24 protein-coding genes are annotated in these 26,025 nt (G+C 70.2%); 15 read left to right on the top strand and 9 right to left on the bottom strand.

Features of this window, described 5'->3' with window-relative positions; genetic code table 11:
• Nucleotides 1-109: 109 nt before the first annotated feature.
• Nucleotides 110-526, bottom strand: coding sequence for a YybH family protein (locus BWI15_RS11130; protein ID WP_077014253.1), 417 nt, complete (start codon nucleotides 524-526; stop codon nucleotides 110-112).
• Between the two features lie 186 nt (nucleotides 527-712).
• On the opposite strand from BWI15_RS11130, the gene BWI15_RS11125 reads away from it, so the two are divergent.
• Nucleotides 713-1,246: an EF-hand domain-containing protein gene (locus tag BWI15_RS11125; RefSeq protein ID WP_077014252.1), complete on the top strand. Its 534-nt coding sequence runs from the start codon at nucleotides 713-715 to the stop codon at nucleotides 1,244-1,246.
• Between the two features lie 145 nt (nucleotides 1,247-1,391).
• On the opposite strand, the gene BWI15_RS11120 is transcribed toward BWI15_RS11125, so the two are convergent.
• Both BWI15_RS11120 and BWI15_RS11115 read right to left on the bottom strand, forming a co-directional pair.
• Complete coding sequence (locus BWI15_RS11120; protein ID WP_077014251.1) at nucleotides 1,392-2,249, bottom strand: DMT family transporter; 858 nt, start codon at nucleotides 2,247-2,249, stop codon at nucleotides 1,392-1,394.
• A gap of 163 nt (nucleotides 2,250-2,412) precedes the next feature.
• The gene (locus BWI15_RS11115; RefSeq protein WP_168197288.1) at nucleotides 2,413-2,988 is read right to left on the bottom strand and encodes an HdeD family acid-resistance protein; all 576 of its coding nucleotides are present in this window, start codon (nucleotides 2,986-2,988) and stop codon (nucleotides 2,413-2,415) included.
• 153 nt (nucleotides 2,989-3,141) lie between these two features.
• Between BWI15_RS11115 and BWI15_RS11110 the strand changes: the two genes are divergently transcribed.
• From BWI15_RS11110 to BWI15_RS11080, 7 genes are all read left to right on the top strand, one after another.
• A complete protein-coding gene (locus BWI15_RS11110) occupies nucleotides 3,142-3,657 on the top strand; it encodes a hypothetical protein (protein WP_077014250.1) in 516 nt (171 codons plus the stop codon).
• Nucleotides 3,658-3,739: 82 nt separating this feature from the next.
• Entirely contained in the window at nucleotides 3,740-4,576 is an 837-nt protein-coding gene (gene qcrC / locus BWI15_RS11105; RefSeq protein WP_077014249.1) for a cytochrome bc1 complex diheme cytochrome c subunit, read from the top strand.
• 153 nt (nucleotides 4,577-4,729) lie between these two features.
• Nucleotides 4,730-7,384 carry a LuxR C-terminal-related transcriptional regulator gene (locus tag BWI15_RS11100; RefSeq protein WP_143465487.1) on the top strand — a complete coding sequence of 885 codons (2,655 nt, stop codon included), beginning with the start codon at nucleotides 4,730-4,732 and terminating at the stop codon, nucleotides 7,382-7,384.
• Between the two features lie 145 nt (nucleotides 7,385-7,529).
• On the top strand, nucleotides 7,530-8,012 hold the full coding sequence (locus BWI15_RS11095) for a DUF1269 domain-containing protein (protein ID WP_077014829.1): 483 nt from the start codon (nucleotides 7,530-7,532) through the stop codon (nucleotides 8,010-8,012).
• Between the two features lie 78 nt (nucleotides 8,013-8,090).
• Nucleotides 8,091-9,620: a leucyl aminopeptidase family protein gene (locus tag BWI15_RS11090; protein WP_077014247.1), complete on the top strand. Its 1,530-nt coding sequence runs from the start codon at nucleotides 8,091-8,093 to the stop codon at nucleotides 9,618-9,620.
• Nucleotides 9,617-11,284, top strand: coding sequence for an AbgT family transporter (locus BWI15_RS11085; RefSeq protein ID WP_077014246.1), 1,668 nt, complete (start codon nucleotides 9,617-9,619; stop codon nucleotides 11,282-11,284). Before BWI15_RS11090 ends, BWI15_RS11085 begins: the two co-directional genes overlap by 4 nt.
• A gap of 9 nt (nucleotides 11,285-11,293) precedes the next feature.
• The gene (locus tag BWI15_RS11080; protein ID WP_077014245.1) at nucleotides 11,294-13,090 is read left to right on the top strand and encodes an SLC13 family permease; all 1,797 of its coding nucleotides are present in this window, start codon (nucleotides 11,294-11,296) and stop codon (nucleotides 13,088-13,090) included.
• 54 nt (nucleotides 13,091-13,144) lie between these two features.
• Here BWI15_RS11080 and BWI15_RS11075 read toward each other — a convergent pair whose 3' ends face one another.
• Together BWI15_RS11075 and BWI15_RS11070 are read right to left on the bottom strand one after the other, a co-directional pair.
• Nucleotides 13,145-14,266, bottom strand: coding sequence for a S1C family serine protease (locus BWI15_RS11075; RefSeq protein WP_083750681.1), 1,122 nt, complete (start codon nucleotides 14,264-14,266; stop codon nucleotides 13,145-13,147).
• 16 nt (nucleotides 14,267-14,282) lie between these two features.
• Complete coding sequence (locus BWI15_RS11070) at nucleotides 14,283-16,286, bottom strand: hypothetical protein (protein WP_143465485.1); 2,004 nt, start codon at nucleotides 16,284-16,286, stop codon at nucleotides 14,283-14,285.
• Nucleotides 16,287-16,440: 154 nt separating this feature from the next.
• On the opposite strand from BWI15_RS11070, the gene BWI15_RS11065 reads away from it, so the two are divergent.
• Together BWI15_RS11065 and BWI15_RS11060 are read left to right on the top strand one after the other, a co-directional pair.
• On the top strand, nucleotides 16,441-16,869 hold the full coding sequence (locus tag BWI15_RS11065) for a DUF6325 family protein (RefSeq protein WP_077014243.1): 429 nt from the start codon (nucleotides 16,441-16,443) through the stop codon (nucleotides 16,867-16,869).
• 13 nt (nucleotides 16,870-16,882) lie between these two features.
• Nucleotides 16,883-17,128 carry an SHOCT domain-containing protein gene (locus BWI15_RS11060; RefSeq protein WP_202817616.1) on the top strand — a complete coding sequence of 82 codons (246 nt, stop codon included), beginning with the start codon at nucleotides 16,883-16,885 and terminating at the stop codon, nucleotides 17,126-17,128.
• On the opposite strand, the gene BWI15_RS11055 is transcribed toward BWI15_RS11060, so the two are convergent.
• Nucleotides 17,129-18,154 (bottom strand): lysylphosphatidylglycerol synthase domain-containing protein, encoded by a 1,026-nt coding sequence (locus BWI15_RS11055; protein WP_077014241.1) that lies wholly within the window; start codon nucleotides 18,152-18,154, stop codon nucleotides 17,129-17,131.
• 257 nt (nucleotides 18,155-18,411) lie between these two features.
• Between BWI15_RS11055 and BWI15_RS11050 the strand changes: the two genes are divergently transcribed.
• Complete coding sequence (locus BWI15_RS11050) at nucleotides 18,412-18,633, top strand: hypothetical protein (RefSeq protein WP_077014240.1); 222 nt, start codon at nucleotides 18,412-18,414, stop codon at nucleotides 18,631-18,633.
• 53 nt (nucleotides 18,634-18,686) lie between these two features.
• Nucleotides 18,687-19,364, top strand: a complete 678-nt coding sequence (locus BWI15_RS11045) for a GAP family protein (protein ID WP_143465483.1) — start codon at nucleotides 18,687-18,689, stop codon at nucleotides 19,362-19,364.
• 9 nt (nucleotides 19,365-19,373) lie between these two features.
• Here the strand turns inward: BWI15_RS11045 and BWI15_RS11040 are convergent, their stop codons facing one another.
• Nucleotides 19,374-20,144, bottom strand: coding sequence for a hypothetical protein (locus tag BWI15_RS11040; RefSeq protein WP_077014238.1), 771 nt, complete (start codon nucleotides 20,142-20,144; stop codon nucleotides 19,374-19,376).
• Between the two features lie 145 nt (nucleotides 20,145-20,289).
• Here BWI15_RS11040 and BWI15_RS11035 point away from each other — a divergent pair, with 145 nt between their 5' ends.
• Both BWI15_RS11035 and BWI15_RS11030 read left to right on the top strand, forming a co-directional pair.
• Nucleotides 20,290-21,045, top strand: coding sequence for a class I SAM-dependent methyltransferase (locus BWI15_RS11035; RefSeq protein ID WP_077014237.1), 756 nt, complete (start codon nucleotides 20,290-20,292; stop codon nucleotides 21,043-21,045).
• A 51-nt stretch (nucleotides 21,046-21,096) separates the two neighbouring features.
• A complete protein-coding gene (locus tag BWI15_RS11030; protein ID WP_077014236.1) occupies nucleotides 21,097-21,675 on the top strand; it encodes a dihydrofolate reductase family protein in 579 nt (192 codons plus the stop codon).
• A gap of 2 nt (nucleotides 21,676-21,677) precedes the next feature.
• On the opposite strand, the gene BWI15_RS11025 is transcribed toward BWI15_RS11030, so the two are convergent.
• Both BWI15_RS11025 and BWI15_RS11020 read right to left on the bottom strand, forming a co-directional pair.
• Nucleotides 21,678-22,103, bottom strand: coding sequence for a VOC family protein (locus BWI15_RS11025; RefSeq protein ID WP_077014235.1), 426 nt, complete (start codon nucleotides 22,101-22,103; stop codon nucleotides 21,678-21,680).
• A 61-nt stretch (nucleotides 22,104-22,164) separates the two neighbouring features.
• Nucleotides 22,165-22,512: a hypothetical protein gene (locus BWI15_RS11020; RefSeq protein WP_077014234.1), complete on the bottom strand. Its 348-nt coding sequence runs from the start codon at nucleotides 22,510-22,512 to the stop codon at nucleotides 22,165-22,167.
• 64 nt (nucleotides 22,513-22,576) lie between these two features.
• Between BWI15_RS11020 and BWI15_RS11015 the strand changes: the two genes are divergently transcribed.
• A complete protein-coding gene (locus tag BWI15_RS11015) occupies nucleotides 22,577-26,014 on the top strand; it encodes an error-prone DNA polymerase (protein WP_077014233.1) in 3,438 nt (1,145 codons plus the stop codon).
• The last annotated feature ends 11 nt before the right edge of the window (nucleotides 26,015-26,025 follow it).

Below are 26,025 nucleotides of genomic sequence, written 5' to 3'. Positions count from 1 at the left end.
TGTGCGGTCTGGGCGCGCTTCGCCGAAGCCGAACTTGTGCAGCCGGCACGGTGTGTCGGCTGTTGTGACGAGATCGCAGGACTCGGGCGTTGTCTGGTCCCCGGGACCGTCAAGGCGTCAGGTCGCGCGCGGCCAGCCCCGTGGCCAGGTCGACCGGCAGAGACACGTGTTCGTGGGTGATCAGCCAGCCGTGGTCCCAGCGGCGGCAGACCGACGTCGAGCGCACCCACTGACTGATCTGCGGACCGTTCACCAGGGTCCCGCCGGCGCGGATCAGCATCGAGGCGACCGCGACATCGCCGTCGGCGGTGACGGTCAGCTCGCTCAGTTCCTGGCCGATCGGGCCGTCGAAGCCCTCGAACCAATGGGTGAACCGGCCGCGCAGGGCGGCGGATCCGACGTACTGCAAGGGCGGGACGACGTCGAAGTACACGACGTCGGGGGAGTAGAACGCCAGCAGCCCATCGAGGTCCTTGGCCCGGATCGCCTCGGATCGTTGCTCGAACAACGTGTTGATCTCGTCCATCGGTCTGCTCCGTCCACGTCGGCAACCGCCAGCATAGGCAGCCGGGCCGCCGGGACGGCCGACGCAGCGGGTCCTGGAAGACGTCAATTGTGACGCGACGCGCACAAATGGTTGCTCAGAGTGCGCAATGGGCTGAACTCGCGTAGCGTCCGAACCGGACACCGGGAACGGTGAAAGGGGAGCGACATGGCCAGTGAGTTCCAGCGGCGCAAGGTGGCGGGGGTCTTCCACGCGATGGACGCCGACGGCAACGGTTATCTCAACGAGTCCGACTTCGTGACGCTGACCGACCGCTGGGCGGGCGTGCGGGGCTGGGAGCCCGGGACGGCGAACCACGACCGGATGCGGACGATCATGATGGGCTGGTGGTCGGCCCTGGCGACGCTGTCCGACGCCGACCACGACGACAAGGTGTCGCTGGACGAGCTCATGAACGTCGTCGACCAGCTGCCGGCGATGGACGACGCGGTGTACGCGACCGCGGACGTGATGTTCGACGCGATCGACCACGACGGTGACGACCGGATCGCGCTGGCCGAGCACAAACAGGTCGTGTACGCCTGGAAGGGCTCCGACGACGGCGTCGAGCAGGTTTTCCCCAGGCTCGACGCCGACGGCGACGGTCAGTTGTCCCGCGAGGAGTTCCGGGAACTGTGGTCGGGCTTCTGGCGCGGCGACGACCCGGCGTCACCGTCACAGTGGGTGCTCGGGACGTACTGAGTCGAGGGCGGCCCCGGAGCTGCTGGTCTGAACTGCCGGGACCTGGAGGTCGCCCAACCCTCGAAAAGCACAAGCCGGGCGCCTCGTACTGTTCAGGTGCCCAGGGCAAATCGTTGTATCTATAGTCCAGCGCTTATATAAGTTGCTACTGCCGCTCGCGGCGGGCCTGGAACAGGACTGCGGAGAGCAGGACGGCCGCGCCGGTGAGGCCGAGCGGTGTCAGGTGCTCGTGGAACGCCAGTACGCCGATGAGCGCGGCCAAGAGTGGTTCGATCAGGGCGACGACCGCGGCGGTGGACGCGCGGACCGATCGGAGGCCGGTGTAGAACAGCGCGTAGGCCAAAGCGGTCGGCACGAGACCGAAGTAGGCGAGCAACGGCCAGCTGACCGCTGCCGGGGTGACCCCTCCGATCATTGCCAGCGGCAACAAGATCACCGCGCCGGTCGTGAAGCCCAGCAGGGCGCTGGTCACCGGGTCCTGGCGGTCCCGGTTGAGCAGGGTGGTGAGTGCGTAGCCGGCGCCCGAGAGCAGGGAGAACGCGACGCCGGTGATCGACGCGCCGCCGGTGGCTCCGCCGTCCGAGACGAGAAGAGCCAACCCGAGCACAGCGAGCAGCAACGTACCGGTAATGCGCTCGCGAGCGCCGAGGGCGATGAAGAGCGGACCGACCCCCAGCGAGACGACGGTGGCGACGGCGACTCCGACCCGCGGGATGGCGGCGAAGTAGCCGAGTTGGCAGACGGCGAGACCCAGCCCGCTCAGGATGTACCGCACCGGCGCGGCGGCGAATTGCTGGATGACCGGGCCTCGCCCGAGCAGGCGGCAGGCAGCGACGAGCCAGACCGCGCCGCCGAGCAGGCGCCAGAAGGAGATCGCTGTCGAGTCCAGGCCGCTGCTCTGGAACAGCAGGGCGCCGGTGGGACCGCCGGTGCCCCAGGCGATACCGGCCAGCGCGACGTACAGAAGACCACGCGCCGACGACGGCGCGAGACGGTGGTGCATCAGACACTCCAGGGTGTTCGCACGAACAGATGAGGACGTCTGCGAACAGCCCGAAGAAGCCCGGGTCACAGACCCGGGCACGCTGAGACCGGCCGTCCGCTAAGCGGCGGCCGGCGGAGTGATGATGCGGTGCATGGTCGGGAGCGTAGCAATCCGGAGGCGCTCAGGCGCGGGATTTTTGCGAGCGCAGCAGCAGGCCCGAGGCGAGGAAGACCAGACCCCAGGCGATGGCCATCGTTCCGAGCAGTACGGCGATGCCGACCGCGGCCCTGCCGGGGTTCGTGACGAACAGAACTCCCAGTACGGCCGACAGTACCGCGCCGGGCAGGAAGAGCCAGCGGGCGGTGACGACCTCGCGGCGGAAGGCGGCGACGGCTTCGAAGAGGCCGCGAAGGATCAGCCACAGGCCGAGGATCCAGGTCAGGGTCGTCGCGGTCAGGCCGGGGCTGGAGATCGCGAGCAAGGCCGCGGCGAGGCCGGCCAGGCCGAGCAGCAGGTAGGCGAGGCGGGATTGGCCGGGACTCACCTGGAATGCCTGCACCAGCGCGCCGATCCCTTCGAAGAGCGCCCAGCAGCCCCACAGCAGCACGAGTGCGAGCCCGGTCGTGACCGGCCACACGACGGCGAGAACGCCGAAGACGACTCCGGCCGCGCCGCGGATCATCAGTGTTCCCGGCTCGGCAGCGGGCAGCGACTCCTCGCCGTGGCTGCCGACGGGGGAGCGGTTGCTGGTGGTCACACCGGGCATCATCCCGCGCCGCAGGTGGCCGGCGGATCACCCGGTTCGGGTGAGATCGCCGGCCGATAAGTTGCTCTGAGCAACGTTGTCGCACGAGGTCTCGACGGCCTGCCGGTCCACGCGTACTCTGCGGTTGGCGGCGAGGAGGGTGTGATGAACCAGGGCTTGCTGAACTCGTTGACGGACGCCGAGCGGATGCTCGCGGCCGAGACCGAACGGGACGCGCTGAAGGGCTTGGACGAGGACGAGCTGCTGGACCTGCACCAGCGCATCCGGCGGGTCCGGACCAAGTACGTGAAGAACTACCGGCGCGGCGCGAGCGCCGCGGTGGTGCCGGCCGGTGGCCGGGGGAAGTCCTACCCGCGCAATCAGCGGGACCGGGACAAGGCGGAACTGTTCGAGTCCGCGCTCGCGAGGGTGAGCCGCGCAGTCGCGACCGCGGCCGGCCGCGCATCGACGCGGCTTCGCAGCGAACGGATCGAAGCGGCGCGGGCGGCGAAGTCTGCTGCTCCGGCGAAGTCGGCGGCTCCGGTGAAGGCGGTCACTGAACGGGCGATGCCGGCGACCGGCACGAAGGTGCGAGCGACCAAGACCACGGGCGGGCTGAAGAAGGACGCGTCCTCACGCGCCGCCGACGCGCGTCGGCAGGCCAAGCGCGACGCTCGTTGATCGGCGCACTCGCCCGAATCGGGCGATCCCGGCGGCGAGGCGGTCGGGTTGCCTGGCTACCGTCGGCCGGGGAGGTGCGCAGATGCGAAGGCGTGGGAGGCTCGCCAGGGCGCTGGTGGTCGGGACTGCGCTGATCACGGTCGGCCTGGCGTACGCCGTACTGCTCCCGAACGGCGCCGAGGGGGCCGACGGGCCACAGTCCCAGCAGATCGAGGAGGGACGGCGGCTGTTCGCGGTCGGTTGCTCCAGCTGCCACGGACTGCAGGCCGAAGGTGGGAGCGACGGTGAAGGCCGGGTGGCCGGACCCACGTTGATCGGGGTCGGCGCGGCGGCGGTCGACTTCCAGGTCAGTACAGGACGGATGCCGGCGGTGCAGACCGGTGCCCAGGTGCCGCAGAAGCCTCCGGTGTACACCGAGCAGGAGATCGCGGCACTGGCGGCGTACATCGCCTCGCTCGCGCCGGGACCCGCGGTGCCGGCCGAGGAGTCGTACGACGTCAGCAAGGTGACCCAGGAGGAGCTCGTCCGGGGCGGTCAGCTGTTCCGGACGAACTGCACCGCCTGCCACAACTTCGCGGGTCGTGGCGGCGCGCTGCCGAACGGACGGTACGCACCGACGCTGATGGGCACGACCCCGCGCAACATGTACCAGGCGATGCTCACCGGACCGCAGCAGATGCCGGTCTTCTCCGATGCTGTGCTGCTCCCGGAGGACAAACGGGCCGTGATCGCCTACATCGTCAGCCTGCAGGAGCAGACGGACCCGGGCGGCTTCGGGCTGGGGCGGCTCGGACCGGTCTCCGAAGGACTGTGGGGATGGTTGATCGGCATCGGAGCGCTGGTCGCGGTGGCGGTCTGGATCGGTGCCAAGGTGCCGCGCGTGCATGGTCGGCCGCCGGAACGGCCCGAGGGCGACTGAAACAACACCTGCCCCAGCGGACGACGTCACAACGCTGCCTGTTCGCCTCTGCCGAAATCACCGGAGACGGGTTAGTGTCGGAATTTGCCAGAACGCAGCACAGGGGAACCGTTCATTCACAGGGCACGCCCACCCACGGGAGGGGTGACGCGCGTGACGAGTGCACACAACGGCCGCGCGAACGCGTCGCCGAGACAGCCGGCCGGAAAGGTCCCGCGACCGCCACTCACGCTGGTACGGCGTGAGCGTCTGCACTCTGCCCTGGATCTCGGCGCCCGGTCGTCGTTGACGATCGTCGTGGCGCCGGCGGGCACGGGCAAGACGGTGCTGCTGTCGGACTGGGTGACGCGTCGGCAGCGATCGGGCCGCCCTGCGCTGTGGGTCTCCGGACAGTCGCCGGACGGACTCGACGAGGCCATCGAACGCACAGCCTGGGCCGATGAATCGATCGTGCCGGATCCGATCGTCGTCGACGATGCGCATCGGCTCCCGGCCTCGACGGTCGGCGAGCTGTCGCGCCTCTTGCGGCAGTCGCCGCACACGGTCCGGCTGCTGCTGGCGACCCGGTACGACCTGCCCCTGCCGGTGTCGGAGCTCGAGCTCCGGGGGCTGGCGTTGATCCTGCGCTCGCGGGATCTGCGGTTCGACGACGCCGAGGCCGCGGCGCTCGTGCGGGCGCACGCTCAGAACGCGACCGCCGACGACATCCAGCTGTTGCAGCACAAGACGGCCGGGTGGGCGGCCGCGCTGGTGCTCGCCGCGCGAAGGCTGCAGACCTCCGGTGAGGTCGGGTGGCCACTGGTCAATCAGCGGCCGGTACTCGATCTTCTGCTCGGTGAAACGTTGAGCACCCTCGACGAGGGAGTCCAGGCGATGCTGCTGAGCACGTTCGGCGCGAGTTCGCTGACCGAACATCTGGCGACCGTGCTGAGCGGTGACGCCGAGGCCGGCCCGATGCTGGCCGACCTGGCCGGGAATGGACTCCTGGTGACGGCGTACGCCGACGGCCCTGGCGGCGACCCGCAGTACCAGTACCACCCGCTGCTGGTCGAACTGCTCCGGCGGCGGATCGCGGCAAGCCCCGAGGACAAGGGCCTGGTCGTCGAAGCCCACCGCCGATCGACCTTGTGGCACGAGAACCGCGGTGACCACGAGGAGGCTCTGCGCAGCGCGCTCGGGGCCGGCGACGCGGCGCTGATCGAGCGGATCCTGCTCCGCCACGGGCCGGCGCTCCTGGCCGCCGGGGGTTGCGAACTCGTCGCGGCCGGCTTCGACGCCCTCCCGGTGGGCTACCTCGACCGGCATCCCCGGCTGGTCGGAGTCCGCGGTCTGCTGCGGCGCGTCACCGGGAACGTGGCCGGTGCGGTGCTGGACGCAGCGGCGGCCGACGAGAAGATGAGCGAACTCGGCCAGTGGACGCCGGACGACGACGCGCTGGCCGCGGACGCCGTACTGCTGCGGCTGTGGCAGTCCCGCTACGGCTGGTACGACGTCGAGGTGGCGATCGGACGCGCGCGAACCCTGCTCGCGCTGGAACCAGTTGCCGGCGACGACCGGCCTCGCTCGGCGCTGGGCCCCGAGAGGTTGGCCTGGCTGCTGATCGAGCTGGCCGCCGCGGAAACCTGGTCCGGCGACCTGGACGCGGCGCTCACGGACCTGGACGAGGCATTGGTCAGCGCGCGGATGGCCGGCCACCAGCGCCTCGTCGCAGGTGTGCTCGCCCACCGGGCGGTCGTGCAGTTCGTCCGCGGCCAGGTGCAGAACGCCGCCCGGTCGGCCCAGGGCGCGCTCGATGCGGGCGAAGGGTCCGGACTTCCGCCCGAGTACGTCGTTCGCGCTCGGGTAGTGCTGGGGTTCGCGGCACTGAACGAACTGGACCTGGACACCGCCTGGCGCTGCCACCAGTTGGTGGCCGACGCCGACGTCGCCGGCTCCGACACCGTCGTCGGCGCGCTGCGCTTGATGTTGCGGGCCGCGTTGCTGATGGAAGCCGGGCGACTCGACGAAGCACTCGGTGAACTCACCACCGATCCCGCCTCGGCCGGCCCCCTGCCGTCGTTCCTGTCCAGGGACCTGGCGCTGCTGCGGATCCACCTCGCGGTGCTGATCGGGGATCTGCCCGGCGTCGAGACCCAGGTCGGGGTCCTCGAGCGCACCGGCAACACGGCGGAGGCCGAGCTGATCCGGGCGATGATGTCGATCGTCGAGGGCGACGTCCGGACCACCTTGTCGTCGATCGACGAGGTGCTGGACAGTCCGGGCCTGTACCCGCCGCTGGCTGCGGCGGCCGCCTCGTTCAGGACTGCTCTGCTGGCCAGAACCGGTGACGAACCGGCCGCCGACGCCGCCCTGGTGGACACACTGAACCGCGTCACGCCACAGCACCTGCTGCACGCGGTCGTTGCGGTCGGTCAGGAACCCACCTTCCTGGATCGGTTGCGCAGACACGTGACCGGCCCGAACCCGCATCCTTTCGCGGCGGTCGCGCTGGAGAAGCTGGCCGGCGATCCGCCCGGATGGCGCGAAGCCGGCGGAATGACCTTGCTGGCCCGGACCCGGCCGGACCAGCACCGCCCGGTACGGCGTCGCCTGGACGCGGTGGTCAACGGCGCCCGGATCCAGCTGACCGCGCGCGAGGGCGACGTACTCGGTGAACTCGCGCTGGGCGGTTCGTACACCGAGATCGGGCAGGCGCTGTTCATCACCGAGAACACGGTGAAGACGCACCTGATGTCGCTGTACCGCAAGCTGGGTGTGGAGAAGCGGTCCGCGGCGTTGCGCGTCGGCCGCTCCGTGGGCCTGCTGTAACCGGCAGGGTCCATCCCCCGTACCGGGTGAGCGAACCGGTTCGGCGGGGGATCACCTTGTTCGGAGGAAGCCGGCGTCGGACTCCGTTGATGGGATGAGGCGTCCGCGCGGCAAGAGTGACGCGCCTGCCATGGAGGAATCCGACATGACCCATCTGGTAGTGCTCGGCCTGGACAGTCGCGACGACGCCGAGCGCGTCGTCCAGCTGACCGAGGATCTGGCCAAGCAGCAGCTGCTCCAGCGGGAGGACGCCGCGATCGCCTACAAGGACGCCAAGGGCAAGGTCCGGATCGAGCAGACGATGAGCTTGACCGGTCCGGCCGCGGCCAGCGGCGCCTTGTGGGGCACGGTGATCGGGCTGATCTTCATGAACCCGATCGCGGGGCTGGCCGTCGGCGCGGCGACCGGTGCGATGGCCGGCAAGCTGACCGACGTGGGCATCAACGACGACCTGATCAAGCAGGTCGGCGCGCAGTTGCAGGACGGCAAGGCCGCGGTGTTCCTGCTGGCCCGGTCGGCCACCGTGGACCGCGTGGTAGACGCGCTCAAGCCGTACAGCCCGACGATCATCCAGACCAATCTGACCAAGGAGCGCGAGGACGAGCTCGTCCAGGCTCTGCAGAGCTGATCGCAGTCGCGCGGAACCGGTACCCCGGCCGGTGCCTGGCGGGGTGCCGGCAATCGCGCTCCGGCCGGAGGAGGATTCGTGCACACGACGACCAAGGACGACTTCGACCCGATTCCCTCGACCCGCCGGCGGGTCCACGTCGGGGTCGGTTCGCTGCGGCAGGCCGAGCAGGAGACCGACGCGCTCGCCGTGCCGGTCGCCGCCGACTCGGAGCCCCCCGCCGAACTCGGGAGCGACTCGGCAGCGCTCGCGTCAGCCGGCTTCACCGGTCAGCGCGGCCAGTCCCTCGTGCAGCCCCGGGCCGACGGACCGGTCCGCGTCGCGATCGGGATCGGCACCGGCCGGGAGATCGACGGCACGCTCGTGCGGGACTTGGCGGCGGAGTTCGCCAGGGCCGTTCCCTATCACCGGCGACTGGCGATCGAGGTGCCGTCGGGCGACGTCGGGATCTCGGTCGCGGACTTCGCCCAGGCCGTGACGGAGGGCGTGCTGCTCGCGCGCTGGCGGTACTTCCTCGGCCGGGACGCCGACCGCCCCACGCTGGACTCCCTGCTGGTCGTGGCCTCCGACGAGGACGCCGAGCAGGCCCGGGCCGGCGTCGAGCGCGGCCGGATCGTCGCGCAGGCGTGCAGCCTCGGCCGCGACCTGGCCAACTGCCCGGCCGCGACGCTGTCCGCCGTACGGATGGCCGAGATCGCGGTGGAGGTCGGTACGGCGTCCGGGCTGGAGGTGGAGGTCTACGACAAGGACCAGCTGATCGCGATGGGCTGTGGCGGACTGCTCGGCGTCAACCGCGGCAGCGTGCAACCGCCCAGGATGGTCCGGCTGCGCTACCAGCCCGAGAACCCGACCGGCCGGATCGCGCTGATCGGCAAGGGCATCATGTACGACTCCGGCGGCATCAGCCTCAAGCCGAGCGACGAGTCGCACGCCCAGATGAAGAACGACATGACCGGCGCGGCGACAGTGCTCGCCTCGATGACCGCGCTGCGGGCACTGGGGTGCACGGCCGCGGTCACCGGTTACCTGATGTGCACCGACAACATGCCGTCGGGCTCGGCCATGATGCTCGGCGACGTCCTCCGGATGCGCAACGGGACGACGGTCGAGGTGCTGAACACCGACGCGGAAGGGCGTCTGGTGATGGCCGACGGACTGGCGCTGGCGACCGAGGAGCCGGTCGACGCGATCGTCGACATCGCGACGCTGACCGGTGCCTGCCTGCGCACGTTCGGCGTCGAACTCGCCGGTGTGATGGGCAACCACCCCGCGGTGGTGGAGCAGTTGCGGCGTGCGGGTGAGGCCGTGGACGAACCCGTCTGGGAGCTGCCGCTGCACCGGTCGTACCGGTCGCAGCTCGACTCGCCGATCGCGGACATAACCAACATGGGTGGCGTGAACGCGGGGTCGATCACCGCCGCGCTGTTCCTCGAGGAGTTCGTCGACGGCTTGCCCTGGGCGCACGTCGACATCGCCGGTACGGCGCAGCTGCCGGAGGCGAGGGGCTGGCGGAACAAGGGCGCCACCGGCTTCGGCACCAGGCTGCTGATCGAGTTCGCGCTGCGGTTCGCCCGTCCGCGGGACAGCTCCGGGGCGGCGACGCCATGAGTGCCAAGACGGTCGGCGACAAACCCGTCAAGGCCGGCGGAATGCAGCGGGTGCTGGACGGCATCGAGCGGGTCGGCAACAAGGTCCCGCACCCGGCGCTGATCTTCCTCGGACTGATCGTCGGGGTCATCGTGACGTCCCAGATCCTGTCCTGGGCCGGGACGAGCGTGACCACCGAGGTCGCCGAGCCCGCCACCGTCGAGGTCGCTCCGGAGTACCCGGGTGGAACGAGTGTGCCCGGCAACGACGCGCCGCCGGCGCCGGCCGTCCCGGACTTCGAGGTGCACGAGGAGACGATCACCGCCGAGAGCCTGCTCACCGGCGACGGCATCCGGTTCATCTTCACCACGGCCGTGCAGAACTTCAACGACTTCGGTGTGGTGGCGGTGATCCTGGTCGCGATGATCGGCGTCGGGGTCGCCGAGGAGGCGGGCCTGATCGCGGCGCTGATCCGCAAGATGGTGAAGGTCGCGCCGAAGGGCGCGATCACGTTCATCATCGTGCTGCTCGGCGGCATCTCCAGCGTCGCCTCCGACGCCGGCTACCTGGTCCTGATCCCGCTCGGCGCGGCCGCGTTCGCCTCGCTCGGGCGCCATCCCTTGGCCGGCATCGCCGCGGCGTACGCCGGTGTGAGCGCGGCGTTCTTCGTGAACGTGCTGATCACTCCGGCCGACGGCATCATCACCGAGGTGACCAACGAGACGATCGCGCTGGTCGCCCCCGACGTCACCCTGAACGTCACGCACAACTTCTACTTCAGCATCGCCGCGACGATCTTCTGCGCGGCGATCATGACCGTGATCACCGAACGCGTGCTCGAACCCAGACTCGGCAAGTACGACCCGGCCGAGGCGCCGGCCGACGCTCCGGTTGACCACCAGCCGTCCGACGAGGAGCTGGCGCTGGAGTCGCGCGGGCTGCGGTTCTCGGTCTACTACCTGCTGGTCGCGCTCGCGATCGTCTCGGCGCTGACCTTCATCCCGGACGCTCCACTGCGCAACCCGGAGACCGGCGAGATCTTCGGGTCCTCACCGTTCATGAGCAGTCTGCTGTTCATCATCTCGATGCTGTTCCTGGCCGCCGGCCTCGGCTACGGCCGGGGAGCCAAGTCGCTGACCGGCAGCACGAACGTCATCAACGCGATCGTGAAAACCTTCAACGGGCTGGGCGGCCTGATCTTCCTGATGCTGCTGATCGCCCAGTTCATCGCCTACTTCAACTACACCAACATGTCGACGCTGGCCGCGACCGGCCTGGCCGACCTGCTGGAGCGGGCCGACATCGGCGCGCTGCCGCTGCTGATCGGGTTCATCGTGCTGGTGCTCGTCATCGACCTGATCATGCCCGGGGTGATCCCGAAGTGGGCGATCCTGGCGCCGATCTTCGTGCCGCTGTTCTACCGGCTCGGCATCGCGCCGCAGACCGTCGTCGCGGCGTACCGGGTCGGGGACGGTCCGGCGAACGTGATCACGCCGCTGATGGTCTATCTGCCGTTCATCGTGCTGGTCTGCCAGAAGTACCGCAAGAAGGCCGGCCTGGGCACGGTGGTGTCGATGATGCTGCCGTACACGTTCATCGTCCTGGTGGCCTGGACCCTGTTCTACGTGGCGTGGTACCTGATCGGGATCCCCTGGGGCCCGTCCTCCCCGGTGCACTCCGGCTAGGGCGGCGCCATGGATGACGGCACGGTGAGCCTGATCATCCTCGGGCTCACCGTCGTGCTGTTCGTGTGGAACCGGCTGCCGGTCGAGCTGGTCGCGGTGCTCACCGCGCTGTCCCTATGGGCGACCGGGGTGCTGGACTTCACCGAGGTCCTCGCGGGCTTCGGCGACCCGGTCGTGATCTTCATCGCCACGCTCTTCGTGGTCAGTGAGGGCGTCGACTCCACCGGTGTCACCGTCTGGGCAGGGCAGCAGATCGTCCGGTACGCCGGTACCACCCGCGGCCGGCTGCTGATCGCCGTCACCGGGCTGTCCGCCGTCCTGTCGGCGCTGATCACGCTGAACGGCGCGGTCGCGGCGCTGCTTCCGCTCGTGGTCATGCTCGCGGTACGGATCGGGCAGCCGCCGTCACGGATGCTGATGCCGCTGACCTTCGCCGGCAGCGCCGGATCGCTGCTGATGCTGACCGGTACGCCGGTCAACATCATCGTGTCCGACACGGCCGCCGACGCGGGGGCGGGCCCCTTCGCGTTCTTCTCCTTCGCCGTGGTCGGTGTCCCGCTCGTCGTCGGCACGATCGCGCTGTCGGTGCTGCTCGGGCCCAAGCTGCTGCCGGCCGCGCGGCCCGCTCATCCGGCCGCCGACCTCGCCGTCCATGCTCAGACCCTCGAGGCCCACTACGCCCTGCCCGACGGCCTCCACCGGCTGCGGGTCCCCGAGCGGTCGCCGTTGCTGGGCCGGACGGCGTACGACGTCGACCTGACGCCGTACCCGGACGTGGTGATCGTCGGGATCCAGGACAGCAACGGCCGGGCCCGGGCGGACGCGGCGATCGACGTCGGGGACGTGCTGGTGGTGTCCGGTCCGGCCGAACAGGTCGACAGTCTGACCGCCGACTCCTTGCTCGCCGTCAGCATCGTGCCGACGCCGGTCGCCGGCCTGATCACCCGGGACGCCGGAGTCGTCGAGGTGGTGATTCCGCCGCGATCGTCGCTCGTCGGTGAGACCGTCTTTCCCGGCATGCACCGCGGACGGGATCTCGTCGTGATCGCCGTCCAGCGGATGGGCAAGGACCGCGGCACGAAGCACACCCAACTGGCCGAAGGTGACGCGATGGTCGTCTACGGTCCCTGGCCCGCGCTCGACGAGCTCACCAAGGACCGGGACGTGCTGCTGGTCGACTCACCGGAGCTCGTCCGGCGCCAAGCGGTGCCCTGGGGACCGAAGGCGTCGGTCGCCGTCGCCGTGCTCGTCGCCATGGTCGTGCTGCTCGCGACCGGTGCGGTGCCGCCGGCGATGGCGGGCCTGCTCGCCGCGACATCGTTGGTGCTGACCAAGGTGGTCGGGCCGCGCCAGGCTTATCGCGCCATCTCCTGGCAGATCGTCGTACTGATCGGTGCGCTGATCCCGTTGTCGGCCGCGATCCAGTCCAGCGGTGGCGCGGACCGGATCGCCGATCAGATCATCGACGCGGTCGGGCCGGGCCGGCCGTACCTGTTGCTGCTGGCACTGTTCGTGCTCACCGCCGCGCTGGGGCAGGTGGTCAGCAACACCGCGACCGTGCTGATCGTCGCACCGATCGCGGTGGCGGCGGCCGAGGGAACCGGGACGTCCGTCCAGCCGGTGCTGATGCTCGTCGCCGTCGCCGGTGCGGCGTCACTGCTGACTCCGGTGTCCACTCCCGCGAACATGATGATCATGAGTCCGGCCGGCTACCACTTCGGCGACTACTGGAAGCTCGGCCTGGTGGTGATGTCGTGGTGGTTGCTGACAGCAATGATCATCGTGCCGCTGGTCTGGCCGTTGTGAGATGGCGGACGCCGAGCGGTTCGCGGGGGTGACGTCCGGTGCCGTGTCGGACGTCTACGGCGCGGCGAGCGTCAGCGTGGTGGTGGCTGACTGCCCGGCCCGCAAGTACGTCAGCTCCAGAGTGTCGCCGGCCTGACGAGTCAGTGTCGCGACGACGATCTGCTCGCTGCTGACCGCCGGTTCGTCGCCGATCCGGGTGATGATGTCGCCCGCCTTCAGGCCGGCCTTGGCGGCGGGCCCGGTGGGGTCGATGGCGAGCACGAAGAGTCCGGACGGTGCGCCGGTCGCCTCGACGACGGCGGGTGGGATCTCCTGGACCTGCAGGCCGGTGGTCGGATGTCCCGGCTGCCCGGTCCGGATCAGCTCGTCGGCGATCGGTTTGGCCAGGTCGACCGGGATCGCGAACCCCAGACCGACGCTTCCGCCACCGCCGACACCGGCGGCGTTCGGGACGGTGGCGATCGCCGCGTTGACTCCGACCAGCCGTCCGGCGCAGTCCACCAGGGCGCCGCCGCTGTTGCCGGGGTTGATGGCGGCGTCGGTCTGGATCGCGCCGATCAAGTGGTGGGTCACGCCGTCGCCCGGTACGGGCACGTACCGGTCCAGCGCACTGACGATGCCGGAGGTGACCGTGCTGGCGAGCCCGAGCGGAGCGCCGAGTGCGACGACGGGTTGGCCGATCCGCAGGGTCGCCGACGAACCGACCCCGATCAGCGGGTAGTCCTTCGCGGCGTCGGACGCCTTCAGTACGGCCAGGTCGGTGCTCGGGTCACGGCCGACGATCACGGCCGCCGAACTGCGGCCGTCGCTGTACTGGACCGACACGCTGCCACCGGCCGCGGCGGCGACCGAGATGACGTGGTCGTTGGTGAGGATGTAGCCGCCTTCGGTGATGATCTGTCCCGACCCCGTGCCGGCCTGGGCGCCGCGGCGCGCGGAGATCGTGACGATCGACGGGAGCACCTGGTCGGCCACCGGGACCGCGGCGCACATCGCCGTACCGGTGTCCTCGGCCGCGGACGACAGGTCGGCGCGGGGTCCGTCGTCCCGGACGGCGACGAAGATCAGCGCGGTGACGAGGGCGCCGACGAGTACGCCGGCCAGGATCGGTACCAGGCGGCGAAAGTCGCGCGACCGGTTCGGACGGGTCGGTGGTTTGCCGTCGGGCTCGACCATCTCGACCTCCCTTCGCTCAGGAGCCGGAGCGCACCGGTGGCACGCCGTGCCGCACGCTCCCGCCGCCCTCCCGAGAGTAGGTTCGGTCCGTGCCCGGATGCTCACCTGGTCCAGGTGAATCCGGCGCCGGTACGGCGCGGTCGAAGTACAGGTACACGACCGCGGCACAGGCGACCGGCATCGCCAGTGCGAAGAGCATCGACGAGACGAGATTGACCAGCACGGGCGGCAGATCCGTGCCGAGCAGCAAGGTGATGCCGGTGACCGGACCGACGGCCAGGCCGAGCCCGGTCACGATCGCCAGCGGGACGGCGGTTCGCCACCAGCGGCCCTTCACCAGCAGGCGGCTGCGGCTGAGCGCCGTCCGTCCGGAACACTGCTCCGCCACCACGATCGGTACGGCGAACGCACGGCTGACCGCGTAGTAGACGGCCAGCGGGATCGTCGCGACGAAGAGCGTGAGGACGGCGATCACGACGAAGTACTGCACCGCGGCCCGCGTCAGCGGTTTCCAGAGGGGGATCAGCCGGCGCAGCGCGCGTTCGGCGGTCATCGGCACGGCCCGGTCCAGCTGGTCGAGCGTCGTGGTGACGGCAGCCAGCAGTACGACGTACGTGGCGATGGTGAGGACCGTGACGGCCAGCGCTGTCAGCGAGGCCCAGAAGCCGGTGGCGTTCTCGGTGGGAGCACCGAGGTCGGTCGGGGCGTCCCGGCGGGCCACCTGCAGTCCGGCCAGCGCCACGGTCAGCAGGCTGAGGACGGCGAACGCGGCGGCGAAGCGGGCGAACAACCCGGGTCGTTGCCGCACCAACCGCAGCGCGGCAACGACGGTCTGCCCCCAGGCCCGCCGCGTCCTGGCGGGCAGGGGATTCGCGTCGGACCAGCGTGTGCGACTGGCGGCGAACCAGATCAATGCCACGGTCGAGGCGAGGACGAGACCGAGCAGCCAGGTGCGGTCGAGGGTTTCCCGGACGAGATTGGATCCGGTGGCGACCGCCGTACAGAAGGCGTTGGTGCTGCTCGGGCCGAGCAACGTGCCGGCCGGCACCGTGGTGCTGTCGTCGCGCCAGGTCGTCTCGGCGTCCTGGAGGGGCGCGGTCCAGGAGTACTTCATGTTGGGTCCGGTGGGCCCGTCGAAGAAGGATCGTTGCCGTTCGCCCCAGCGTCCTTCGAACGCCAGCCACGGGTACTGCCGCAGGTAGTCGGCCCGGGCCATCGGGACGTAGGCGACCCGGGGTCTCAGCTCGGCCCGCGGACTGGTCGTGTCGTCACAGCCGAGTCCCTCGGAGCCGCGCCCGAGATAGAGGCGGCGGCCGTACTTGTTGGCGTGCGAGCCCGCCGCGGGGTAGACGACCGGATGGGTGCCGTCGACGACCTCCAGCTTGGCGTCCCCCCAGCGCGCCCGCTCGGCGCCTCCGTGCTGGCTGTAGCCCACGGCGGTCGGTGTCGTTCGCAACGCCGCCGCCGGAGTGGCCGCGTCGAAGACGAGCCGGATCGACTCCCAGTCGCCTTCGTGGGTGTTGTTGTAGTCGTTGAAGACGTAGAAGAACCAGTACTCCAGCGACAGCCGGCCGGGGAAGGCGGGGTCGGCGGCGACGTGGGCGTAGACCGTCGCGGGGTGTACCGCGTTGATGCGGGCCGACCACTCGGCGTACGCACAGCCGGGCCGCAGCGGATCGCCGGGAAAGTCCAGGAAGTGACCGGGGAAGACGAGGCCGAGATCCTTGCCCTCCGGTTGGGGCTTGACCAGCTCGGGCGGCCGCCAAGGACCGCGCAGAGCGACCTGCTGATCGCCCAGGACCGCTTCGACGTCGGTGGGCTGGAACTGTTCGCCGTTCGCGCAGTTCGACGAATCGCCCTGCAACCTGACGACCGGGGCGTAGCGCTCGGCCAGTGCCTGGGCCGCGGTGTCCTCGGGAGACATCGCCGCCGCGGCCGCGGCTTGGGTGGAGCCCAGCAGCATCGTGATCCAGGCACACGCCAGCAACGGCAGAGCCCTTCGCCACGTGCGTGCCGTCATGCCGTCAGGATGGGCCTGCGGGAAGGGTTCGCACACCATCCGGCGTCGGCCTTGCCACGTCGGCCCGGTCACCTGATTCGGGTGATCCGTCCGCCGCGGTGACTTGGGACGATGGGTCGCCTGACTGTGGTGCACACCGCGCGAGGGAGGCCCGATGGCGGAGCAGGACGCCGAGCCGGTGCTCGGTCCGATCGACCTGCTGGTGGTCGAGATCCCTCCGTCCGGCCCTGGCCCGCGCGGCTTCGCGGCGTTGCTGCACCTGGCCGAGCGGGATCTGGTCCGGATCCTCGACTTCGAGGTGCTGAGCAAGACGACCGACGGCGAGATCTCGCTGATCACCGCGGAGGCCGAGGCGATGCCGGAACTGACTCGATTCGCCGGTTCGTCGTCCGGGCTGCTCGACGCCGACGACCTGCGGGAGGCCGGCGCGTTCATCGCGCCCGGTTGCAAGGGCGTGGTCGTCATCTACGAGAACGAGTGGATCGTGTCGATGGAAGCCGTGCTCCGGCAGGAAGGGGCGCGGCTGGTCGCCGCGGGCCGGATCCCGGCCGCGGACTTCGAGGCGGCACTCGGTCAGGACTGAGAGGGGAACCGTGGTGGGACTGCTCAGGACGGCGGTACGCACGGCTGTCGTCGCCGGAATCGCCATCCGGGTTCACGAGCGCGTCGCCGCCAGACAGCAGGGCAGGTGGGCGGAGTCGACCGTGGCTCCGCCTCTTCCGGTCGAGGCCAGGTCGGGTGTGCTGCTGCAGCTCAAGGAGCTCGGCGGTCTGCGCGACGACGGAATCCTCACCGACGCGGAGTTCGAAGCGGAGAAGGCCAGGATCCTGCAGGGTGCCTGATCACGCCGTACGCCGGTGTGAGTGCGGGGCCACGGTGCTCGCCCGTCGCCACCACACGACCGTCAGCAGGCCGACGATGACCGGCACGAGCTGCACGGCGACTCGCCAGACGAGCAGGCCGGCGACCAGATCCGTTGCCTGCAACGCGCTGTGGTCGGAGACGAAGGTCGCGTAGGTCGCGTCGAAGACACCGGCGCCCATCAGCGGCAGACCGGTCAGCGGATAGGCGACCATGAAGCTGCAGACCATCAGCAGGACGGTCGGTCCGGTCAGCTCCACGCCGACGAACGCCAGGCAGAGCACCAGGACGCCGGCCTCCACCGCGACCAGCAGCAGCTGACTCAGAACCGCGAGCCATCCGCGGTGGCGCATCCTCTCCGCGCTGTGGGACTGGAACGAGACGAGCCGTTCCTTCCAGACGGCTGGCCCATGACTCGTAGGTCGCACCCGGAGCAGCAGTCGTCCCAGGAGGTGTCCGGTTCTCGCGGCGGTTCGCTCGGCCCGTAAGGCGTAGAGCAGGCCGACGAGCAGGACCGCGGCACCGGCGCCGAAGAGCAGCCCGGACCAGGCGAACGGAGCGTAGAACGCCTGTGCGGCCCACCAGATCGCGAAACCCAGCGCCGGCGCGGCGAGACGGACGACGTAGAAGAGCGTCGTACTGAGGGTGAGGCCGGAGGCTGCGTCCGTGGCGTCGATGCCCCATGAGCGCAGCATGGCCAGCCGGATCACGACGTCGCCGGGGGAGGGGGCCACCGTGGCGACCGCCGCTGCCGCGACATCGCTGACCATCGCTCGCAGGTAGCTCAGTCCGGCGATCAGGAGGGCGAGCGGCGCGGCGAGAACGGCGCGGCGAATCAGCATGGCGACCAGCAGTACGCCGATCTGCCAAAGGCTCAGGTGGGTGAGCGCGTACCCCACCTGGCTCCAGTCCACCCCGCGCAGCAGCCGCAGGAGCAACCACGCCACGACCACCACGAGCACGACCCGGCCGACGCGCAGCAGAGGTTTCGGGACCTTCTGCCGCACGGTGCGGTGGGTTGCTGTCCCCGGTCGGGGAGACGGAGACTCGACCACGTCACCAGCGTGCTGATCGGACGCGCGATCACCATCCCCCGATCCGGGGGAGCCGGACGCCGGAGATGGAGCCCGCGCGGAGCAGCCGCCGAGACCGGCGGCCGGCCGGGCGCCGGCCCTGTGCGGACCGGACGTCGCCCTGCACGGGTGATGCCGCGCGCTGCCCGGGGCCGCACAGTCGTGCCGAGGGGCCGTGAAAGGGGCATCCCATGGGCCACTACGTCATCCGCGTCGAGGGCACCTTGTCGCACGACCTGACCGACGCGTTCCCGTCGCTGTCCGTCGATCGGGAACCGGCGCAGACGGTGCTGCACGGCCAACTCGCCGACCAGGCGGCGCTGGCCGGCATCCTCAACCACCTCGACATGCTGGGCATCGCCATCGTCGAAGTCCTGCACGTCCCGTCGACCCGGCCGCCGAACGGTTCGTGAACGTCACTGCCACCGTCGTCGGACGGGATGCTCGCCAGGGGAGAGTGATCAGCTTGTGGCCGGTCGTTGGCGCGGTTCTCCCGCAGGCGATGGCGATCGCGTTGAGTCCCGTGCCGGTGATCTGCATCGTGCTGGTGCTGATGTCCGACCGGCCGGTGCGGGCCGGTCTGTCGTTCGCCGTGGGCTGGCTCGGTGCGTTGACGATCGCGATCGGCCTGGTCGTCTGGCTGACCGACGAGGTTGCCGACGACAACGACAAGGTCGCCCGGGACGGGGTGGACGTCTTCCAGTTGGCGGTCGGGGTGCTGTTCGCCGTACTCGCTGTTCGGTACTGGCGCAAACGTCCGGCTCCCGGTACGCCGGCTCCCCGCCCCGCGATCGTCGATCGGGTCCCGCTGCTTTCTCCACCGGCTTTGGTCGTCACCGGCGCGGCGGCGGCGTTGGCGAATCTGAAGAACCTGCCGCTCATCCTGAGCGCGGGCAGCCAGCTCGGCACGGCCGGCCTCAGCTCCGGCTCACTGATCGGCGCCGTGGCGATCACGGTCGCCGTGGCGTCGTTCTCCGTGCTCGGTCCGCTGGCCGCGGTCGCGGTGACCGGGCCGGAGCGGTCCGCGCGCGCCCTGAAGTCCCTCGAGGCGTGGCTCCTGGCCAACCTGAACACGATCACGATCGTCGTGCTGACGATTCTCGCGACCGTGTTGATCGGCCAGGGCCTCGACCTGTTCCGCTGAGTCGGAGGGTCAGGAGATGGTGCCGAGGTAGTACCACTGGTTGGCGACGGTGGGGATCTTCGAGTAGTAGGCGACCCGGACCGAGTACCCCTTCAGGCCCGCGGTCGGGATGCTGGTGGCGAAGTTGCCGTACCGGTTGGTGGTCGCGGTCGCCTTGGTGGCGTAGTCGCTGCCGCCCTTGCGGAGCTGGACGACGACGGGCTGGTTCTGCACGTTGATCTGGCGGCCGGTGTAGTGCCAGGCGTTCAGGTTGCCCTGGACGGCGAGTCGGCCGGCCTTCGGGACCAGCGTGCCGCGCGGGTTCGCCGCGATCGTGGACGCGAAGCGCAGGCGCAGGACCCGCGGGGTGGTGGCGCTGGTGAACGTCTTGACCGCCAGCTTGCCGCTGCGGTCCTTCACCGCGATCTGCCGGATCATCCAGTCGCCGTAGCCGTCGACGCCGAAGGTGAACGTGCTGGCGAAGTGGTCGATCCGGCGCGGGTCGACGATCCGCCGGGCGTTCTGATTGCGGAAGTCATGGGTGTTGGTGCGGCTGATGCCGAGCGAGACCGACGCCCCCGCACAGGTGGACGCCTTGGTCGGCCAGCCGGTGTAGAAGGTCAGCTTGCCCTTGGTGGTCATCGTCTCGTCGTACCCCCACCGCTGCGGCTCGGTCAGCACCTTCAGGCACTCCGACGCCGACGCGGCCTCGGCCGGCGCGGCGGCGAGCACCGTACCGCTGATGGCCGCGGCCGCGGTGACGACGGTGACAACGGCTCGGCCGAGAAGCTTGGAACGCATGGTTTCCCCCAGGTGATCGCGGGGCCGTGTGCCCCGGATTGCCTTGGTAGACGGAGGCCCGGGGACTTTGGTTGGATCAAGAAGTGGTAACTCTCGGATGACCTGGGGTGGCACGCCGTGGGTGCCAAAGCATGGGGAGGCAGCAGTGCGCTACTACCACGCGGAGCACGAGTCCGTGTATCGCGAGATCGAGAAGCTCGGCTACACGCAGTGGAACGACCTGTTCGAGCACAGTGGCGCGTGGACCTACGACCACTTCCAGAACCGTGCCTTCCTCGAGCGCGTGATCACGCGGCTCGGGCTTCCGGCGGCCGCTGGTACGAGAGTGCTCGAGTACGGCTGTGGAACCGGGCCCGCGGCGTGCTTCCTGGCGGCGCGGGGATTCGAGGTGGACGCGATCGACCTCATCCCCGAGGCGATCAACCTCGCGCGGCGGCTGGCCGAGGAGCGGGGTGTGCGGGTCGGCTTCAGCGTGGCGGACGTCTGTGCCCTGCCGGCGGAATCGGTGGCCAGGTACGACCTGGTTGTCGACAGCTACTGCTTGCAGTCCATCGTCACCGACGAGGATCGCGACGCGGTGTTCTCGGCCGTCCGGTCGCGGCTCGGGCCGGACGGGTACTACGTGATCTCAACCGCCCTGTACGTGCCGGGGCGCGACGCCGAGGACGGTTTCTGGTACGACGCGTCCACCGGGATCTACTACCGCGAGGTTCCTGCCGATTCGGCCGCTGATCAGCTGGTCGAGATCGACGGGCGCTGGTACGTCCCGCATCGCAGGCACCTGTCGGCCGAGGCGCTGCGGGACGAGCTCGGTGCGGCGGGCTTCCAGGTGCTGAGCCTGGAGAGCTCGGACGCGGCCGATGTGGTCTGTCGTGTCGGATCGGACGAGGTGAGTTCGTAGCAGGAGTGAACGGGCGCCAACGAGAGCGGCCGTACCCGAAGGGGGAGTCCGATGACTGCTGTCTACACGTTCGACATCTTCTCCACGCTCGACGGCTTCGCGTCGTACGACGGTGGTGACTGGGGTGGTTACTGGGGCAAGCAAGGCCCCGAGTTCCTCGACCGCCGCCTCGCCCTGTACGGCGAACAGCAGCGGATGGTGTTCGGCGCGAACACGTTCCGGCAGATGGTCGAGCTGCTCGGCTCCGGCGCCGACGAGTCCACGATCGACCCGGTGAACGGCCGGATGCGGAGCCTGCCGGCGACGGTCGTGTCGACGACGCTCGAAGGTCCGCTCGACTGGCCGGACGCGACTCTCGCCGGCGGCGACGCGGTCGACGTCGTCGCCCGGCTGAAGGACGAGTCCGACGTGCCGTTGCGTTCGAACGGCAGTCTGTCGATGAACCGGGCCCTGCTGGCGGCCGGACTGGTCGATCGTGTCCAGCTGACGATCTTCCCGGTGATCACCGGCCGGACCGGAGCCGAGCCGATCTTCCAGGGCGCCGCCGACTTCGACCTCGAGCTGATCGAGAGCCGCACCCTCGACGGTCACACCCAGGAGCTCGTCTACCGGCCGACCCGGCGCGGCTGAGGTCAGCGCGCAGCGGGCTGGTAGGCCTCGTACCGTCGCAGCCACTCGGACCGGATGTGCGGCGGGTAAGCGGGCTGGACGCAGAACTCGTTGCCTTCGGGATCGGCCATCACGATCCAGGCCCGGTCGTCGCCCTGGCCGACCTCGACGCGGGTGGCTCCCAGCGCTTCCAGGCGAGCGACCTCGGCCGCTTGGTCCTCGGGCCGAACGTCGAAGTGCAAGCGGTTCTTGCTGGCCTTGGCCTCCGGCACCTTGATGAACAGCAGGTCGGGCACCACGCAGTCCTCGCGGCTGCCCTCGGGTGGCTCGACGACCCACTCCGGATCCTCGTCCTGGCTGATCACCCAATCCAGCGCCTCGGCCCAGAACCTGGCCAGCCGGCCGGGGTCCCGGGAGTCGACGATCACCGCACCGATCCGCAAACTCATCCGGTCACCTTAAGGCACGGTGTCCGTGGGCCGTCGACGGATTTTCGCGGCTCGGCGCGGCTCAGGTGGTGTCCTGGGCCGCCGGGCGCAGATCGACGGCCGGGACCCAGGCCAGCCGGCCGTCGCGGTCGCGGACGCGGCCGAGCCACTGGTCGCCGTCGCGGATCCAGATGTCCAGCTCGCCGGGCTCCCACTCGGCGTGCTCGACCGGCTGGGCCGGATTGACCCGGCGAACGGCGTCGGCCGAGCGCGGGCCGTGCGCGTCGAACTGCACGTCGAGCTCGGTCTTGGCGTGCTCCGCGGCCTCCGCGCTCAGGCCTTGGGAGCGCCAGCCGTTGACCGCGCCGTCCCATACTCCGTAGGTGCCGTCCCCGTCGTTCGACGGTCGCACCGTGAACCGTCCAAGCATGTGGATCACCGTACCCCAGCTTCGAACATATGTTCTACTCTGGGGGTCACGGGAGGACACGACGATGGGCTACAACAATCCGCCGGTGAAGTGGTCGGAGCTGGAGCGCCGGCTGTCGGACCGGGCGCGGCCGGGCAGCGACGGCGGCCGCCCCCCGGCCGGTGACGGCGGTGACAGCCCGGCGTGGTCGCAGCACCGCGGGCCGTACGTGCCGGGGCAGGACAAGGTGGCCGCCGCCGGGCGGGCCCGCGCCGCCGCCGTACCGTACGCCGAGTTGCACGTGCACTCGACGTTCTCGTTCCTCGACGGTGCGTCGCAGCCGGAGTGGCTGGTGGAGACCGCGGCCGAGCTCGGGCTGCACGGCCTGGCGCTGACCGATCACGACGGGTTCTACGGCGCGGCGCGGTTCGCGGAGGCGGCCACGGCGTTCGGGGTGCCGACGGTGTTCGGCGCGGAGTTGTCGCTGGACCTGTCCGGCCCGCAGAACGGGGTGGCCGATCCGGAGGGCAGCCATCTGCTGGTGCTGGCCGAGGGCCAGGAGGGGTATCACCGGCTGTCGGGGGCGATCACCGAGGCGCAGCTGGCCGGCGGGGAGAAGGGCCGGCCGGTGTACGACCTGGAGGAGCTGGCCGCGCAGGGCCGCGACCAGTGGGTGGTGCTGACCGGCTGCCGCAAAGGTCTTGTCCGCCGGGCGCTGGAGGCGGGCGGACACGCCTACGGTCCGGCGGCCGCGGGGCGCGAGCTGGACCGGCTGGTCGCGCTGTTCGGCGCCGATCGGGTGGTGGTCGAGCTGACCGATCACCAGTTGCCGACCGACTCGTCGCGCAACCGGATTCTCGCCGATCTGGCCGCGGCGCGAGGCCTGCCGGTGGTGGCGACCAACAACGTGCACTACGCGCAGCCACGCGACCACCGGCTCGCCTCGGCGCTGGCCGCGGTCCGGGCCCGGCGTGATCTGGACGCGATGGACGGCTGGCTGCCCCCGGCCGGTACGGCGTTCCTGCGGTCGGGGGAGGAGATGCGGCAGCTGTTCCGCCGCTACCCGGGCGCGGTGGAGCATTCGGTGCGGCTGGCCGACCAGCTCGGGTTCGACCTGCGCCGGGCCAAGCCGCGGCTGCCGCTGCGCGACGTCCCGGAAGGGCACACGCCGATGTCGTGGCTGCGGCACCTCACCTACGCCGGCGCGAAGCTGCGCTACGGCACGCGCGAGCAGCGCCCGGACGCGTACCGGCGGCTGGCGCGGGAGCTGGACGTGATCGAGCAGAAGGGTTTCCCGGGCTACTTCCTGATCGTGTACGACATCTGCCGCTTCGCCCGAACGAAGGGAATTCTCTACCAGGGCAGGGGATCGGCGGCGAACTCGGCGGTCTGCTACGCGCTGGAGATCACCGCCGTCGACTCGATCCTGTACGGGTTGCCGTTCGCCCGGTTCCTGGCCTCGACCCGGACCGAGGAACCGGACATCGACGTGGACTTCGACTCCGACCGGCGCGAGGAGGTGATCCAGTACGTCTACGGCAAGTACGGCCGCCGCAACGCCGCCCAGGTCGCGAACGTGATCAGCTACCGCCCGAAGTCCGCCGTACGGGACGCGGCCAAGGCCCTCGGGTACTCGGTCGGTCAGCAGGACGCGTGGTCCAAGCACGTCGACGGCTGGTCGCCGGAGATCGAGGCGGGCGAGATCCCGCAGCGGGTGGTGAACCTGGCGACCGAGCTGCTGAAGTTCCCCCGGCACCTGGGCATCCACTCCGGCGGCATGGTGCTCACCGAGCGGCCGGTCGGGCAGGTCGTGCCGATCGAGAACGCCCGGATGAAGGACCGGACCGTGCTGCAGTGGGACAAGGACGACTGCGCGTGGATGGGGCTGGTGAAGTTCGATCTGCTCGGGCTCGGCATGCTCGCCGCGCTGCAGTACGTGATCGACCTGATCCGCGAGCACACCGGCGAGCACTGGTCGCTGCACACGATCCCGAAGGAGGAGGCCGGCGTCTACGACCAGCTCTGCCGGGCCGACTCGGTCGGTGTGTTCCAGGTCGAGTCGCGCGCGCAGATGGCGACGTTGCCGCGGTTGCTGCCACGCCGGTTCTACGACCTGGTCTGCGAGATCGCGCTGATCCGGCCCGGCCCGATCCAGGGTGGCGCGGTGCATCCGTACATCCGGCGCCGGACCGGCGAGGAGCCGATCAGCTACCTGCATCCGAAGCTGAAGCCGGTGCTCGAGCGGACGCTGGGGGTGCCGCTGTTCCAGGAGCAGTTGATGCAGATGGCGATGGCCGTCGGCGAGATCGACGCCGACGAGGCCGACCTGCTGCGCCGGGCGATGGGCTCCAAGCGCGGGGTGGAGAAGATCAGCTCGCTGAAGACCAAGCTGTACGACGGGATGGCCACGAACGGGATCACCGGGCAGCTGGCCGACGAGATCTACGACAAGATCGAGGCGTTCGCGAACTTCGGGTTCGCCGAGTCGCACTCGATCAGCTTCGGGCTGCTGGTCTACACCTCGACCTGGTTCCGCCTGCATTATCCGGCGGCGTTCCTGGCCGCGCTGCTGCGGGCGCAGCCGATGGGGTTCTACTCACCGCAGTCGCTGGTCGCCGACGCCCGCCGGCACGGTGTCGAGGTACGCCGTCCCGATCTGCACCTGTCCGGCGCCGAGGCGGGGCTGGAGCCGCTCGTCGACGGGCAGGAGATCACCGGCCCGACCGGCGATCCGGCCTGCCTGGTCGACCCGCAACCCGTCGTCGGGCCGTTCGACCCGGATGCGCCGGCCGACACCGTCAGGCACCGGCGCGACGGCGCGTACGCCGTACGGCTCGGTCTGGCCGGCGTGCGCTCGGTCGGATCGAAGGACGCCGAGCGGATCGTCGCCGAGCGCGAGGCGAACGGCCGGTTCGAGTCGATGGCCGATCTTGTCCGGCGTACCGGGATCACGGCGAAGCAGGTCGACGCGCTGGCGACCGCCGGGGCGTTCGACTGCTTCGGTCTCGACCGCCGGCAAGCGCTGTGGCAGGCCGGCGCCGCCGCCGAGGAACGCCCCGACCGTCTTCCCGGCATCACCGCGGCCGGACCTCCGCCGATGCTGCCCGGCATGAGCGAGGTCGAGACCGACATGGCCGACCTGTGGTCGACCAGCATCACCCCGACCAGTCACCCGGTGCAGCGGATGCGCGCCGAGCTGCGGGCCGCCGCGATCCTGTCTGCCGCCGAGCTCCGCGAAGCCCGTGACGGCGCCCGGGTCCGGGTCGCCGGGGTGATCACCCATCGTCAACGCCCCGCCACCGCCTCCGGCGTCACGTTCATGAACCTCGAGGACGAGACCGGCATGGCCAACATCGTGCTGTCGGTCGGTGCCTGGAACGCGCATGCCAAGGTCGCCCGCACCGCCGCCGCGGTGATCGTCCGCGGCCGGGTCCAACGCACCGGCCAGGTCGTCAACCTGAACGCCGAACATCTGGAACCGTTGCCCCTGGCGGCCAAGACCAAATCCCGCGACTTCCGCTGACCAGCAAGGGA

The sequence above is a fragment of the Kribbella sp. ALI-6-A genome (assembly GCF_001984195.1).
GTDB lineage: Bacteria > Actinomycetota > Actinomycetes > Propionibacteriales > Kribbellaceae > Kribbella.
This window is presented reverse-complemented; position numbering and strand designations above follow the sequence as displayed.

Excerpts from the sequence above, each read along its gene's own strand:
- BWI15_RS11130 (WP_077014253.1), bottom strand. The coding sequence starts at position 526 with ATGGACGAGATCAACACGTTGTTCGAGCAACGATCCGAGGCGATCCGG.
- BWI15_RS11125 (WP_077014252.1), top strand. The coding sequence starts at position 713 with ATGGCCAGTGAGTTCCAGCGGCGCAAGGTGGCGGGGGTCTTCCACGCG.
- BWI15_RS11120 (WP_077014251.1), bottom strand. The coding sequence starts at position 2,249 with ATGCACCACCGTCTCGCGCCGTCGTCGGCGCGTGGTCTTCTGTACGTC.
- BWI15_RS11110 (WP_077014250.1), top strand. The coding sequence starts at position 3,142 with ATGAACCAGGGCTTGCTGAACTCGTTGACGGACGCCGAGCGGATGCTC.
- qcrC (WP_077014249.1), top strand. The coding sequence starts at position 3,740 with ATGCGAAGGCGTGGGAGGCTCGCCAGGGCGCTGGTGGTCGGGACTGCG.
- BWI15_RS11095 (WP_077014829.1), top strand. The coding sequence starts at position 7,530 with ATGACCCATCTGGTAGTGCTCGGCCTGGACAGTCGCGACGACGCCGAG.
- BWI15_RS11085 (WP_077014246.1), top strand. The coding sequence starts at position 9,617 with ATGAGTGCCAAGACGGTCGGCGACAAACCCGTCAAGGCCGGCGGAATG.
- BWI15_RS11080 (WP_077014245.1), top strand. The coding sequence starts at position 11,294 with ATGGATGACGGCACGGTGAGCCTGATCATCCTCGGGCTCACCGTCGTG.
- BWI15_RS11075 (WP_083750681.1), bottom strand. The coding sequence starts at position 14,266 with ATGGTCGAGCCCGACGGCAAACCACCGACCCGTCCGAACCGGTCGCGC.
- BWI15_RS11070 (WP_143465485.1), bottom strand. The coding sequence starts at position 16,286 with ATGACGGCACGCACGTGGCGAAGGGCTCTGCCGTTGCTGGCGTGTGCC.
- BWI15_RS11065 (WP_077014243.1), top strand. The coding sequence starts at position 16,441 with ATGGCGGAGCAGGACGCCGAGCCGGTGCTCGGTCCGATCGACCTGCTG.
- BWI15_RS11050 (WP_077014240.1), top strand. The coding sequence starts at position 18,412 with ATGGGCCACTACGTCATCCGCGTCGAGGGCACCTTGTCGCACGACCTG.
- BWI15_RS11040 (WP_077014238.1), bottom strand. The coding sequence starts at position 20,144 with ATGCGTTCCAAGCTTCTCGGCCGAGCCGTTGTCACCGTCGTCACCGCG.
- BWI15_RS11030 (WP_077014236.1), top strand. The coding sequence starts at position 21,097 with ATGACTGCTGTCTACACGTTCGACATCTTCTCCACGCTCGACGGCTTC.
- BWI15_RS11025 (WP_077014235.1), bottom strand. The coding sequence starts at position 22,103 with ATGAGTTTGCGGATCGGTGCGGTGATCGTCGACTCCCGGGACCCCGGC.
- BWI15_RS11020 (WP_077014234.1), bottom strand. The coding sequence starts at position 22,512 with ATGCTTGGACGGTTCACGGTGCGACCGTCGAACGACGGGGACGGCACC.
- BWI15_RS11015 (WP_077014233.1), top strand. The coding sequence starts at position 22,577 with ATGGGCTACAACAATCCGCCGGTGAAGTGGTCGGAGCTGGAGCGCCGG.